This is a genomic window from Paraburkholderia sp. SIMBA_054, from assembly GCF_046534875.1.
In the GTDB taxonomy this organism is placed as follows: Bacteria; Pseudomonadota; Gammaproteobacteria; order Burkholderiales; family Burkholderiaceae; genus Paraburkholderia; species Paraburkholderia hospita.
The window spans coordinates 38,884-52,257 of record NZ_JAWRXV010000002.1 but is presented as its reverse complement, the minus strand read 5'-3'; the positions used below and the strand labels follow the sequence as shown (position 1 = coordinate 52,257).

12 protein-coding genes are annotated in these 13,374 nt (G+C 64.7%); 4 read left to right on the top strand and 8 right to left on the bottom strand.

From position 1 onward, the window contains the following. The first annotated feature begins 73 nt into the window (after positions 1-73). From alr to SB822_RS02910, 3 genes are all read left to right on the top strand, one after another. Entirely contained in the window at positions 74-1,144 is a 1,071-nt protein-coding gene (gene alr / locus SB822_RS02920; protein WP_007580538.1) for an alanine racemase, read from the top strand. A 35-nt stretch (positions 1,145-1,179) separates the two neighbouring features. Further along, entirely contained in the window at positions 1,180-2,556 is a 1,377-nt protein-coding gene (radA, locus tag SB822_RS02915) for a DNA repair protein RadA (RefSeq protein WP_007580540.1), read from the top strand. Positions 2,557-2,696: 140 nt separating this feature from the next. Then, the gene (locus SB822_RS02910; RefSeq protein ID WP_090835883.1) at positions 2,697-2,960 is read left to right on the top strand and encodes a DUF2866 domain-containing protein; all 264 of its coding nucleotides are present in this window, start codon (positions 2,697-2,699) and stop codon (positions 2,958-2,960) included. A gap of 36 nt (positions 2,961-2,996) precedes the next feature. On the opposite strand, the gene SB822_RS02905 is transcribed toward SB822_RS02910, so the two are convergent. Then, positions 2,997-4,082, bottom strand: coding sequence for a CaiB/BaiF CoA transferase family protein (locus tag SB822_RS02905; protein ID WP_176133858.1), 1,086 nt, complete (start codon positions 4,080-4,082; stop codon positions 2,997-2,999). 57 nt (positions 4,083-4,139) lie between these two features. Continuing rightward, entirely contained in the window at positions 4,140-6,077 is a 1,938-nt protein-coding gene (locus tag SB822_RS02900) for an ATP-binding cassette domain-containing protein (protein WP_090835835.1), read from the bottom strand. Positions 6,078-6,203: 126 nt separating this feature from the next. Between SB822_RS02900 and SB822_RS02895 the strand changes: the two genes are divergently transcribed. After that, positions 6,204-6,695: a glutathione peroxidase gene (locus tag SB822_RS02895; protein ID WP_007580549.1), complete on the top strand. Its 492-nt coding sequence runs from the start codon at positions 6,204-6,206 to the stop codon at positions 6,693-6,695. Between the two features lie 7 nt (positions 6,696-6,702). On the opposite strand, the gene cls is transcribed toward SB822_RS02895, so the two are convergent. The 6 genes from cls to dapC form a co-directional block, all read right to left on the bottom strand. Beyond that, the gene (gene cls / locus SB822_RS02890) at positions 6,703-8,142 is read right to left on the bottom strand and encodes a cardiolipin synthase (protein WP_007580551.1); all 1,440 of its coding nucleotides are present in this window, start codon (positions 8,140-8,142) and stop codon (positions 6,703-6,705) included. A gap of 310 nt (positions 8,143-8,452) precedes the next feature. Further along, complete coding sequence (gene prmB / locus SB822_RS02885) at positions 8,453-9,340, bottom strand: 50S ribosomal protein L3 N(5)-glutamine methyltransferase (protein WP_007580553.1); 888 nt, start codon at positions 9,338-9,340, stop codon at positions 8,453-8,455. Positions 9,341-9,355: 15 nt separating this feature from the next. Continuing rightward, a complete protein-coding gene (dapE, locus tag SB822_RS02880) occupies positions 9,356-10,495 on the bottom strand; it encodes a succinyl-diaminopimelate desuccinylase (RefSeq protein ID WP_090835881.1) in 1,140 nt (379 codons plus the stop codon). 129 nt (positions 10,496-10,624) lie between these two features. Then, complete coding sequence (locus SB822_RS02875; protein WP_090835834.1) at positions 10,625-10,993, bottom strand: ArsC family reductase; 369 nt, start codon at positions 10,991-10,993, stop codon at positions 10,625-10,627. Further along, a complete protein-coding gene (gene dapD / locus SB822_RS02870; RefSeq protein ID WP_007580558.1) occupies positions 10,993-11,820 on the bottom strand; it encodes a 2,3,4,5-tetrahydropyridine-2,6-dicarboxylate N-succinyltransferase in 828 nt (275 codons plus the stop codon). Before dapD ends, SB822_RS02875 begins: the two co-directional genes overlap by 1 nt. 94 nt (positions 11,821-11,914) lie before the next feature. Further along, positions 11,915-13,132: a succinyldiaminopimelate transaminase gene (gene dapC, locus SB822_RS02865; protein WP_090835880.1), complete on the bottom strand. Its 1,218-nt coding sequence runs from the start codon at positions 13,130-13,132 to the stop codon at positions 11,915-11,917. Positions 13,133-13,374: the final 242 nt, after the last annotated feature.

Below are 13,374 nucleotides of genomic sequence, written 5' to 3'. Positions count from 1 at the left end.
TCGCGGTTATCGCGGGGGCGTTGCAAACACCCTGTAAGCTGCTGATTCGACAATGTCTTTACGAAAATATCCCATGCCGCGCCCAGTCTCAGCCACGATTCATACCGCCGCTCTCGCCAATAACCTCGCAGTTGCCCGTCGTTATGCGCCGAAGTCCAAAATATGGGCCGTCGTCAAGGCCAACGCCTACGGTCACGGGCTCGCGCGAGCGTTCCCGGGCTTGCGCGCAACCGACGGCTTTGGTTTGCTCGACCTCGAAGAAGCCGTGAAGTTGCGTGAATTGGGCTGGGCCGGGCCCATTTTGTTGCTCGAGGGCTTTTTCCGGCCGACGGATATCGACGTGATCGACCGCTATAGCCTCACCACGGCGCTGCATTCGGACGAGCAATTGCGCATGCTGGAAATGGCGCGTCTGTCCAAGCCCGTCAATATCCAGCTGAAAATGAACAGCGGCATGAACCGGCTCGGCTATCTGCCCGAGAAGTTCCGCGCCGCGTGGGAGCGCGCGCGGGCCTGTCAGGGCGTGGGCCAGATCACGTTGATGACCCACTTCTCGGACGCCGACAGCGAGCGCGGCATCACCCACCAGATGGAAGCGTTCGAGCGCGGCGCGCAGGGTATCGCGGGCGCGCGCAGCCTGTCCAATTCGGCCGCTACGCTCTGGTATCCGGAGGCGCATTTCGACTGGGTGCGCCCGGGCGTGATGCTGTACGGCGCGTCGCCGTCGGGCTTGAGCGCGGAGATCAAGGACACGGGTCTGCAACCGGCGATGACGCTGAGCTCGGAACTGATCGCGGTGCAGACGCTCAAGGAAGGCAGCACGATTGGCTACGGCTCGATTTTCACCGCGCGCGCAGGCATGCGCGTCGGCGTCGTTGCGTGCGGTTACGCCGACGGCTATCCGCGTGTCGCACCGGAAGGCACGCCCGTGATCGTCGACGGTATTCGTACGCGGATCGTCGGGCGCGTGTCGATGGACATGATCACCGTCGATCTCACGCCGTGTCCGCAGGCGAACGTCGGCTCGCGCGTCGAGCTGTGGGGCGCGCAGTTGCCCATCGACGACGTCGCGCAGTCATCCGGCACAATCGGCTACGAGCTGATGTGCGCCGTCGCGCCGCGCGTGCCTGTGCGTGCCGAATAATCCACATCAAGAACCACGACGCGTGACAAAACAAGTTGGCTAAACAAAAAACGTTGTACATCTGCACGGAATGCGGCGGGCAGTCGCCGAAGTGGCAGGGCCAGTGCCCTGCGTGTCATGCGTGGAACACGCTCGTCGAGTCGGTTGCGGAGTCGCCTTCCGCGCACCGCTTCCAGGCGCTGGCCAAGAGCCAGCCGGTGCAGCGGCTCGCCGAGATTCATGCGTCGGACGTGCCGCGCTTTTCGACGGGCGTCGGCGAGTTCGATCGCGTGCTCGGCGGCGGGCTGGTGGCGGGCGGCGTCGTGCTGATCGGCGGCGATCCGGGGATCGGCAAATCGACGCTGCTGTTGCAGTCGCTTGCGGAAATCGCCAGCGAGCGGCGCGCGCTGTATGTGAGCGGGGAGGAGTCGGCGGCGCAGATTGCGTTGCGCGCGCAACGGTTGTCGCTGCTCGAACCGGGCTCGCACGCCAGCGAGCTGAAGCTGCTCGCCGAAATCCAGCTGGAGAAAATCCAGGCGACCATCGCCGAAGAGAGGCCGGACGTCGCCGTGATCGACTCGATCCAGACCATCTATTCGGAGGCGCTGACGTCCGCGCCAGGATCGGTGGCGCAGGTGCGCGAATGCGCGGCGCAACTGACCCGCGTCGCCAAGCAGTCGGGCACGGCCATCATCCTGGTCGGCCACGTGACGAAAGAGGGCAGCCTCGCGGGCCCGCGCGTGCTTGAGCATATCGTCGATACCGTGCTGTATTTCGAAGGTGACACACATTCGTCGTTCCGGCTCGTGCGCGCGTTCAAGAACCGCTTCGGGGCCGTCAACGAGCTGGGCGTGTTCGCGATGACGGAACGCGGCTTGCGCGGCGTCGCGAATCCGTCGGCGCTGTTCCTGTCGCAGCACGAGCAGATCGTGCCCGGCTCGTGCGTCCTGGTCACGCAAGAGGGCACGCGGCCGCTGCTGGTCGAAGTGCAGGCGCTCGTCGACGCGGCGAATGTGCCGAATCCGCGCCGGCTGGCCGTCGGCCTCGAACAGAACCGCCTCGCGATGCTGCTCGCCGTGCTGCACAAGCACGCGGGTATCGCCTGTTTCGATCAGGACGTGTTCCTGAACGCGGTGGGCGGCGTGAAGATCACCGAGCCCGCCGCCGATCTCGCCGTGCTGCTCGCGATTCATTCGTCGATGCGCAACAAGCCGCTGCCGAAGGGGCTGATCGTGTTCGGCGAAGTGGGATTGGCGGGTGAAATCCGGCCGTCGCCGCGCGGCCAGGAACGTCTGAAGGAAGCCGCGAAACTCGGCTTTTCGATTGCGCTGATTCCCAAGGCGAACGCGCCGAAGCAAGCCATCGACGGATTGCAGGTGATCGCCGTCGAGCGCATCGAGCAGGCCATCGATCGTATCCGAACGCTCGAATAGCCGGACTCAGACGTCTGCGGATCGCGTCGGCTTTCTGGCGTAATCCGCTGTAAATTTCTCAACCGCGGCTGTAACCCAAGCGACTTTCGTTTTCCCTATCCTCGTGAAATGGAATGTCACGAGCGGAAAAAGGAAGCGTCTTGAAACAGTCCCATGAATCCTCAGCCGAGTTTCTCTCGAACCTGCGCGGCTGTCGCGTATCCGCGCCCATTCAAGGGCTTTGGGGCAGCGGCTGCCGGATCGTCGAATGGATCGACACGACGGGGCAGATTTCGCGGCGTGTGGTCGCGGAAGATGTGACGGCCGACGAAGTGCGGGCGACCATCCGGCACCACGTTGAAGGCCGCAAGCACCGGTTGATCGACGATGAGCGGGAGCCACGGCAGACCTTGCCGCGGCGTTAAGGCGGTCTCGCGGCGCTCGCCGCGCCGGCCAGGCGCCTAGTTCGATTCCCCGTCGCTCGCCTGCTGCTCCATCAGCGCCTCGCGCGCGGCCGCATTGAAGAGCGGATGCTGAGCCGCTTCCGCCGGCGTCAGCACGGGCGACACGCAGCAATCCAGCGGCACCAGCAGCGCGGCCCATTCGTCGAGCGCCCGCGTGGCGATCAGGTCGGCCATGTCCTTGATCAACTGCACCGCGTCCGGTCCGGCGATTGCCTGGCCGAGGCTCCAATGGCGCGTCGCCCAGTCGGGGCGGTCGAGCGCCATGCACAGCGTTTCCCAGAATTTGAGCTCGAGCGCGCCGACGGCGAGCCACCGTCCATCGAGCGTGCGATACAGGTTGTAGCAGGGCACGCCGCCATTGAGCAGGCTGCTGCCCGCGACGGGCGCCGTGCCGTCGTTGGCGAGCGCGACTTGCGCGACGACGTTGTTCGCGTACGTGCAATGCGCCATCGACACATCGACGAACCGCCCATCACCGCCGCGCGCCACGGCCCACAGCGCTGCGAGAATCTGATTGACAGCCGACAGCGCGCCGCCCAGCAGATCCGCAATCTGGAAGTTGGGCACAATCGGTGCGCCGTCGCGCGACGCCAACTGGTCGAGCACGCCCGCATAGCCGATGTAATTCAGGTCGTGCCCGGCCAGCTCCGCGAAAGGCCCATCGGCGCCGTACCCCGAAATCGCGCAGTAGACGAGCTTCGGATTGATTACCCGCAACACGTCATAGCCGAGGCCGAGCCGCTCCATCACGCCGGGCCGGAAGCTCTCGATCAGCACGTCCGCTTCGCGCGCGAGCGCCATCAGCACAGTGCGTCCGCCTTCGGACTTCAGATCGAGCCGCGTTTCGCGCTTGCCGCGATTCACCAGCCGGTAGAACGCGCCGGGCCGTCCCGCCACGCGGTCGGCGCTGCTTTGCATCATCGTGCGTGTCGCGTCGCCGGCGCCGGGCGCTTCGATCTTCAACACGTCGGCGCCCATTTCCGCGAGCCGGAGCGTCGCGACGGGACCGGGCAACAGGCGTGTCAGATCGAGCACGCGCAAGCCCTTCAGTGCGGCAGTAGACGACAATGCCCAGCCCTCCATCGATTGCTGGCGCGGCCTCGATTCCCTGTCTGTTCCTTCGCGGTGGCGAAGGGGCCGTTAGCCGATTTGTTCGAGTTCCTCGTGCGCTTCGAGCCAGTCGGCTTCGAGCGTCTCGAGTCGTGCGCTGACATCTGCCTGACGGCGTATCGCTTCCGTCAGCTTGGTTTTTTGCTCAGCGGCGTAGCTGGCGGGATCGGCGACGAACGTATCGAGCGTCGCTTTTTCCGCGTTCAGCGCATCCATTTCCTTTTCGATCTTCGCGATGCGGGTCTGCAACGGCTTCTTCAGATGCGCGAGCTTCTGGCGCGTTTCCGCTTCGAGACGCCGCTGCTCCTTGCGATTCACCGACGCATCCGCGCCGTTCGCGTCGCCGTTCGACGCATCCGCCTTGAGCGCGGCGCGTTGGTCGGCGGCATGTTGCAGCAGCCAGTCGCGATAGTCGTCGAGATCGCCGTCGAACGGCTGCAGTTTGTGCTTCGCGACGAGCATAAACTGGTCCGTCGTGGCGCGCAGCAAATGCCGGTCGTGCGACACGAGAATCAGTGTGCCTTCGAACTGCGCGAGCGCCATGGTCAGAGCGTGGCGCGTTTCGAGGTCGAGGTGATTGGTCGGTTCGTCGAGCAGCAACAGGTTCGGCTTCTGCCAGATGATCAGCGCCAGCGCGAGACGCGCCTTTTCGCCGCCGGAGAAGGGCGCGATGGCGGCCGTCGCCATGTCGCCGGAGAAGTTGAAGCTGCCGAGGAAATCCCGCAATTCCTGCTCGCGCGTGTCCGGCGCGAGCCGCCCCAGATGCTGCAATGGGGAATCGTCGGCTCGCAGCGTCTCAAGTTGATGCTGCGCGAAGTAACCGATCTGCAGGCCCTTGCCTTCGCGCACATGGCCGCCGAGCGGCGCCAGCGTGCCCGCCAGCGTCTTGATCAGCGTCGACTTGCCCTGGCCGTTCGCGCCGAGCAGGCCGATGCGCTGCCCGTTCTGGATGGACAGCGCGACACGATCGACAATGGGAATCTCGCCGCCGTCCACCGCGTGATAGCCGCAGCGCACGTCTTCCATGACCATCATCGGATTGGGCGCGGAGTTGGGCGCGCGGAACTCGAACGTGAACGGCGACGCGATATGCGCGGGTGCGATCAGCTCCATCTTTTCAAGCGCTTTCACCCGGCTTTGCGCCTGGCGCGCCTTGGTCGCCTGCGCCTTGAAGCGGTCGACGTAGCTCTGCAGATGCTCGATGGTCTTGCGCTGCTTTTCGTAAGCGCTCTGCTGCAGCGCCAGTTGTTGCGCGCGCAGCACTTCGAACTGCGAGTAGTTGCCGCCGTACCGCTTGATCTGCTGGTTCTCCAGATGCAGCGTAACATTGCAGACCGAGTCGAGAAATTCGCGGTCGTGCGAGATCACGATCAGCGTGCCCGGATAACGGTGCAGCCAGTCTTCGAGCCAGACGATCGCATCGAGGTCCAGGTGGTTGGTCGGCTCGTCGAGCAGCAGCAGGTCCGAGCGGCACATCAGCGCCTGCGCGAGGTTCAGGCGCATGCGCCAGCCGCCCGAGAAACTGCCGACACTCGCGCGCGTCTGTTCGAGCGTGAAGCCGAGGCCGAGCAGCAATGCCTCGGCGCGCGCGGGCGCCGTGTAGCCGTCGGCATCGGCGAACGCGGCGTGCGCTTCGGCTTCGGCCGCGCCGTCGTGGGCGGCTGAGGCCTTCGCGATGCGCGCTTCGATCGCGCGCAAGGCGGCGTCGCCGTCGAGCGTGTAGTCGAGCGCGGTCTTGTCGGCGGCAGGCGTTTCTTGCGCGACGTGCGCGATCTGCCACGACGGCGGGATCGAAACATCGCCGCCGTCCGCGTGCAGTCCGCCGAGCAGCACGGAGAACAAAGTGGATTTGCCCGCGCCGTTAGCGCCCACGAGACCGGCCTTCTCGCCGGGGTTGAGCGTGAAGGTGGTTTGTTCGAAGAGCGGCTTCGTGCCGCGCGCGAGACTGAACTGGTTAAAACGGATCACAGCAGGGCCGGCTCGAAGAAAAACGCTATTTTAGACTGCGCGGCGCGCGCTCAGGCATTGGCCGGTCGGCCAGGTGGCGCGCGGCATCGAAACACCTACACTAACGACATTCCTGGAGGGCGACATATGGCAGCGGACAACACTTCTATTTATTCCTTTTCGGCGAGCACACTGGGCGGCGAACCGGTCAGTCTCGACCGCTACGACGGCAAGGTGATGCTGATCGTCAACACGGCGAGCGAATGCGGTTTCACGCCGCAATACGCGGGCTTGCAGAAGCTGCACGAGCAGTATGCGGCGCGCGGGCTGGAGGTGCTTGGCTTTCCGTGCAACCAGTTCGGCAAGCAGGAACCCGGCGACGCCGCGCAGATCGGCGCGTTCTGCGAAAAGAACTACGGCGTCACGTTCCAGATGTTCGACAAGATCGACGTCAACGGTTCGGACGCGCATCCGCTGTTCAAGTATCTGAAGGACGAGGCGCCCGGCGTGCTCGGCATCGAAGCGATCAAATGGAACTTCACGAAGTTCCTCGTCGACCGAAGCGGCAAGGTCGTCAAGCGCTACGCGCCCACCACCAAGCCCGAAACGATCACGGACGACATCGAAGCGCTGCTGTAAGCACGCGTCACAGGATCGGCGCGAAGAGCCGTGCGACATGCATCAACACGCGCCGCAGCGCCGGCGCGTTGCGATACTCGCTGCGGTCGATCTCGAACGATTCGGCGAAGTCGCGCAGCAGCATCTCTTCGACTTCGAGCGCAAAGCCGTGGTCCACGGTCAGCACCATGATCTCGAAGTTCAGGCGGAACGACCGGTTGTCGAGATTCGCGCTGCCCACGGCCGCCGCGACGTCGTCGATCAGCACCACCTTCTGATGGAGAAAGCCCGGCCGGTAGCGGAACACGCGCACGCCCGCGCGTATCGAGTCGTACGCGTAGAGCTTGGACGCCTCGAACACGACGCGGTGATCGCGCCGGCTCGGAATCAGGATGCGCACGTCGACGCCGCGCAGTGCCGCGAGCCGCAAGGCCGCGAACACGGCTTCGTCGGGCACGAGGTAGGGCGTGGTGATCCAGACACGCTCGCGCGCCGCATTGATCGCTTCGACGAAGAACAGCGAGCAGGTCTCCTGTTTGTCGGCCGGGCCCGTCGGCACGACGAGGCAGTGCATGCCGTCGCCAGGTCGCGCGGGCGGCGGTGAGTCGAAGAGCGGCAGATCCTGCGTGGCCCAGTACCAGTCTTCCGTGAACACGAACTGGATGCTGGCGACGGCGGGGCCGCGCACTTCGATATGCGTGTCGCGCCACGGCGACAGTGGCGGCTTGCCGCCCAGATACTCGACGCCGACGTTATGTCCGCCGACGAACGCGCGCTCGCCGTCCACCACGACGATCTTGCGGTGATTGCGGAAGTTGAGCTGGAAACGGTTGACGAACTGCCGGTTCGTCGCGAACGGATGCATCTGCACGCCGCCCGCGAGCAGCGACGCGACATAGCGATGCGGCAGGTCGAAGCTGCCGATGCTGTCGTACAGCACGTACACGCGCAAACCTTGCGCGGCCTTCGCGAGCAGCGCGTCCTTGAGCATCTCGCCGAGCGCGTCGGCGCGCACGATGAAGAACTGCACGACGATGTAGCGCTGCGCGCTTTCGATCGCATCGAGAATCGCGGCGAACGTCGCTTCGCCGTTCACGAGCGTGCGCACATGGTTACCCGGCAGAAACGGCATGCCGGACAGGCGCGTGAGCGAGCGCACGAATTGATGGCCGAGCACTTCCGTGGGGCGGCCGTGCGACGAGGCTTCCGTGTCCCACTCAGGCGGATGCGCGCGCGTGCGCAGCGTTTCGTTCTCGAGGCGGCGCGCGTCCGCGTAACCGGCGAACTTGCTGCGCCCGAGGAACAGATACGGAACCAGCGTCAGATACGGCATCGCGACGAGCGATACCGCCCACGCGATCGCGCCTTGCGATGTGCGGGTGTGCAGAATGGCGTGGCAAGCCGCGATCACGCCCAGCGCATGGGCGAGAAACACGAGCGTGCCGATGTGAAGCAGATCGAATTGCATAAGCGTGCGAGCGTTGGCCCTTCCGCTGCGCGTAGTTGACTTCGTGGCGGCACTTGTCGAGGCCGGGCTCGCTTACTTGGCTACAGTACCTTGGCTACATTACCTGGCGACAGCAGCGCGGTCGCGCTCATATTACCGAAAGCGCTGGCGTCGCGGTCAGCCCGTCGTCAATGCGTGAAGGGCTTTTTACGCAAATCGATGCTTATGCACATCGAATGTGCGAGCCCAAAAGCACACGACGCACGGCGCCCAGGCGGGCGGCGTGCGTCGTGGTGTGCGACGATCAGGCGCTTGCGAGCGCCTGACGGCCTCAATTGCCGGGAAGATCGCTTGCCTGGATCAGGAACACGTTGTCATCGCCGGCGCTGGTCGACATCCACACGAGGTCGAGGCCGCCGAACGCCGCTTCGACATGCGCGCGCTCGTTGCCGATCTCGATGACCAGCACGCCTTCGTCGGTCAGCCAGTTGCGTGCATCGGCGATGATGCGACGCACGATATCCATGCCGTCCGCGCCGCCCGCGAGCGCCATTTCCGGCTCGTGTTTGTATTCGGCGGGCAGCGCCTTCATCGATTCTGCGTTCACGTACGGCGGATTCGTGATGATCACGTCGTAGCGGCGCTCAGGCAGCGGCGCGTACAGATCGCCTTCGAAAAGCGCCACGCGTTCGTCGAGCTGGTAGTCGTGGACATTGCGCGCCGCGACTTCGAGCGCGGAGGGCGACAGGTCAACGGCGTCGATGTCGGCATTCGGGAAGGCGTGCGCCGCGAGAATCGCGAGACACCCGGAGCCCGTGCACAGTTCGAGCACCGCGCCAACCTGTTCGGGGTCCTCGACATACGGCTGCAAGCCGTCCTGCAGAAGTTCGCCGATGAACGAACGCGGCACGATCACGCGCTCGTCGACATGGAAGCGATAACCGTGCATCCACGCTTCCTGCGTGATGTAGGCGGCGGGCACGCGATCCTTCGCGCGCCGTTCGATCACTTTCAGCACCGCGTCGATTTCTTCGGACGTGAGGCGCGCATCGAGAAACGGCTCCAGCAGATCGATGGGCAGATGCAGCGTATGCAGCACGAGATACGCGGCTTCGTCATAAGCGTTCGACGAGCCGTGGCCGAACGCCAGGTCGGCCTGGTTGAACTGCGACACCGCATGGCGCAGCACATCGCGAACCGTGGAAAACGGATGAGTCATGGTCTGGGCCCTCCGTCAGGCGATCAGTTGTTCGAGCACGCGTCGATAGACGTTCTTGAGCGGCTCGATATGTGCAACTTCGACATGTTCGTCGATCTTGTGGATGCTCGCATTCAACGGGCCGAATTCGATCACCTGCTTGCAGATGCGCGCGATGAACCGGCCATCGGACGTGCCGCCCGTGGTGGACAGTTCCGTCGTGAGGCCCGTTTCGGCGTGGATCGCGCTTTCCAGCGCATTCGACAACTCGCCGCGCGGCGTCAGAAAGGGCAGGCCGCTCACGGTCCACTTCAGGTCGTACTCGAGGCCATGCTTGTCGAGAATCTGGTGGACGCGGCTTTGCAGTTCTTCCACCGTGCTCGCCGTCGAAAAGCGGAAGTTGAACATCACTTCCGCGTGGCCCGGAATGATGTTGGTCGCGCCCGTGCCGCTGTGCAGGTTCGACACCTGCCAGGTGGTGGGCGGGAAATATTCGTTGCCTGCGTCCCAGTGCTCGGCGACCAGTTCGGTCAGCGCGGGCGCGAGCAGATGCACCGGGTTCTTCGCGAGATGCGGATACGCGATGTGCCCTTGCACGCCCTTGACGGTCAGCTTGCCCGACATCGAGCCGCGTCGACCGTTCTTCACCATGTCGCCGAACTGCGCGCTCGACGTCGGCTCGCCCACGACGCAATAGTCGAGACGCTCGCCGCGCGCTTGCAATGCTTCGATGACCTTCACGGTGCCGTCCGTTGCCGGGCCTTCTTCGTCGCTCGTGATGAGGAATGCCAGCGAACCGCGATGCTGCGGATGTGCGGCGACGAACTCTTCGCTCGCCACCACGAAGCCTGCAATCGACGCTTTCATGTCGGCGGCGCCGCGTCCGTACAGCTTGCCGTCGCGATGCGTCGGCTCGAACGGCGCGGAGGTCCATTGATCGAGCGGGCCCGTCGGCACGACGTCGGTATGGCCCGCGAACGCGAGCAGCTTGCCGTCCTGGCCCGCGGTGCCGCGCTTGACGGCCCACAGGTTCGTCACGCCGTTCGATTCGATCGTTTCGCATTCGAAGCCGATCGCGGACAGGCGCTCGATCAGCAGGCGCTGGCAGTTCTGATCGTCTGGCGTGACGGACGCGCGGCCGATCAGGGCTTCGGTAAGGGCAAGGGTGCCGGACATCGATTCAGTTCCTTCCAACCAGCAGATGAGACGCGTGGCCAACAGCCACGCTTGAATCCAGGGTGAAAAAATGCCGGCCCGAACGGGCCGGCAACAGCTTTTGCATGCGTGCGCCGAAGCGCAGAAAGCTCAGGCGAACAGCGACGCGTAGTTGTCGGCGGAAAAGCCCAGCGTCTTCACGCGCCCATCGACCACAACGACGGGCCGCTTGATGACGGAAGGCTTCTCGATCATCAGCGCGATCGCGCCCGCTTCGCTTTCGGCCGAGGCCTTCACGTCGTCGGCGAGGCCGCGCCATGTCGTGCCGCGGCGGTTCAGCAGCGTGTCGAGCGGCACGTCCTTCAGCCAGCCCTTCACGAGCGGCGCAGTGACGCCCGCCTTCTTGAAGTCATGAAACTCGAAGTCGACGCCATGTTCTTCGAGCCACACGCGGGCCTTCTTCACGGTGTCGCAATTCGGAATGCCGTAGACGGTCGTCTTCGCTGCGCCGCGCGCCATCAGTCGCCTCGCAGCAGTTCGTTCAGGCCGACCTTCGCGCGCGTCTTCGCGTCGACCTTCTTGACGATCACGGCGCAATAGAGGCTGTGCGAGCCGTCCTTGGACGGCAGGTTGCCCGCGACCACCACCGAGCCCGCCGGAATGCGGCCATACGTGACTTCGCCCGTTTCGCGGTCATAGATCTTGGTGCTCTGGCCGAGGTACACGCCCATCGAAATGACCGAGTTCTCTTCGACGATCACGCCTTCCACGACTTCCGAACGCGCGCCGATGAAGCAGTTGTCTTCGATGATGACGGGGTTGGCCTGCAGCGGCTCCAGCACGCCGCCGATGCCCACTCCGCCCGACAGGTGCACGTTCTTGCCGATCTGCGCGCAGGAGCCGACGGTGGCCCACGTGTCGACCATCGTGCCTTCGTCGACGTAGGCGCCGATGTTCGTGTACGACGGCATCAGCACGACGTTCTTCGCGATGTACGAGCCGCGGCGCGCGATGGCGGGCGGCACGACGCGGAAGCCGCCTGCGGCGAAGTCTTCAGCCGTGTAGTTGGCGAACTTCGACGGCACCTTGTCGTAGAACTGCGAGTAACCGCCGGCCGGCATCGGCGCGTTGTCTTCGAGGCGGAACGACAGCAGCACGGCCTTCTTCAGCCACTGGTTGACGACCCAGTCGCCATCCTTCTTTTCGGCGACGCGCAGCGCGCCTTTATCGAGCTGCTCGATGGCATGCGCGACGGCTTCGCGCACGTCGGCGGGCGCGGCCTTCGGCGACAGTTCGGCGCGGTTGTCCCAGGCGGTATCGATGATCTGCTGAAGTTGTTGCGACATGTTCGTGGTGCTCTTTCGAGAAGGTTGAAATCGGAAAGCGGGTGAGGGTGGAGCGCAGCGGCGGCGCTCCCTGCGACGTGTGAGAATGCCGGATCTAGCTTTTCAGCGAGCGGCAGAACTCGACGATGCGCCGCGCGCCCTCCGTGCATTCGTCGACGCCCGCGACCAGCGCGAGGCGGACGAAATCGCGGCCGGGGTTCGTGTCGTGCGCGGTGCGCGCGAGAAACGAGCCGGGCAGAACCGTCACATTATAGTCGGCGTACAGGCGGCGGGCGAACTCGTCGTCCGACAGGCCCGTGCGCGCGACGTTTGCCCACAGGTAGAACGCGGCGTCGGGCAGCTTGACGTCGAGCACGTCGGCGAGCATCGGCGTGACGGTCGAAAACTTCTGTACGTACATCGCGCGGTTTTCGCGCACGTGTGCCTCGTCGCTCCACGCAGCAATGCTCGCAGTTTGAAAGACCGTCGACAAGGCGGCGCCGTGATAAGTCCGGTATAGCAGGAACTGCTTGAGAATGGCCGCGTCGCCCGCGACGAAGCCCGAGCGCATGCCCGGCACGTTCGAGCGCTTGGACAGGCTCGACAGCATCACGAGCCGCTCGAAACCCCGGCCGAGCTTGTGCGCCGCTTCCAGCGCGCCGAGCGGCGGACGCGCCTCGTCGAAATAGATCTCCGAGTAGCATTCGTCCGACGCGATCACGAAGCCGTGACGGTCCGACAGCTCGAACAGTTCGCGCCAGTCGTCGAGCGTCAGCACGGCGCCCGTCGGGTTGCCCGGCGAGCAGACGTAGAGCAGCTGCGTGCGCGCCCAGACGTCGTCGGGAATGGCCGAGTAGTCGCACGCGAAGTTGCGTTTCGGGTCGCTATTGGCGAAGTACGGCTGCGCGCCCGCCAGCAGCGCCGCGCCTTCGTAGATTTGATAGAACGGGTTCGGACAGAGTACGATCGCAGGTTCGCCCCTGGCGTTTTTCTTCGGGTCGATCACCGTCTGCGCCAGCGCGAACAGCGCTTCGCGCGAGCCGGACACGGGTAGCACCTGGGTCGCGGGGTCGACGGGCGGCAGGTTGTAGCGCCGCGTGACCCACTTCGCGATCGCTTCGCGCAGCGCCGGCGTGCCGAGCGTGAGCGGATAGGCCGCGAGACCGCCGAGCGAATCGATCACGGCTTTCTTGATCAGCTCGGGCGTCGGATGTTTCGGCTCGCCGATCCCGAAGCTGATGTGCGCAAGACCGGCGGGCGGCGTGGCGTCCTTGAAAAGCAGGCGCAGCTTTTCGAAGGGATAAGACTGAAGGGAGTCGAGTAGCGGATTCACTTGGCGGTTCGGCGTAGGTTCGGCGTGTTGCAGGACGGATTGTCGGACTGACACAGGCTGACACAGCGAAAGCGGCGCGCGGCGGACAGGATGCGCAAGCCTCCGATGCAATGACATCGAAGCGCTTGCGCGGCACCGGCGACGAGCGATCGATTATAGCCTGTCGGCGGGCCGCGGCACGGCGCATCGTCCATCTGGACAAGGCTTTGCGGCGCCGGGAACGCGCTGGGCGCGCTAAAGTC